The organism is Vibrio sp. 10N.222.49.C9, assembly GCF_041474985.1.
Classification (GTDB): domain Bacteria; phylum Pseudomonadota; class Gammaproteobacteria; order Enterobacterales; family Vibrionaceae; genus Vibrio; species Vibrio crassostreae_C.
In genome coordinates this window covers 1-323 of sequence record NZ_JBFRVD010000967.1, presented here as the reverse complement: position 1 = coordinate 323, position 323 = coordinate 1, and the positions used below count along the sequence as shown (strand labels likewise).

Annotated in this window: 1 protein-coding gene; it reads right to left on the bottom strand. The window is 43.3% G+C overall.

The features are described from left to right. Positions 1-249 (bottom strand): GTP-binding protein (locus AB4585_RS26445; protein ID WP_372171724.1); only part of this gene is annotated, 249 nt, incomplete at its 3' end. Positions 250-323: the final 74 nt, after the last annotated feature.

The following is a 323-nucleotide window of genomic DNA, read 5'->3' as shown; positions in this document are numbered from 1 at the left end:
TTCGTTTTGCCCTGGAGTGTCGATAACGTTGAGGCGGTGTTTTTTGTAGCTTAAGGTGACGGGGGTGGCTTCGATGCTGTGCTGATAATGAATGGATTGCTCATCAAAATCGGTGACAGTATCACCTCTGTCAACACTGCCAAGGGAGTTGGTTTCATAACAATGAAACAGCATCTTTTCTATTAATGTGGTTTTACCTACACCGGCTTGACCGGTAAATACAATGTTGCGAATGTGATTGATAGGCATAGTGGCCTCCTTGCAAGATTCTTTCTAGGTATCCTCAATCAAAGGCATTGAGAATTAACTTGGGCAATAGAAGG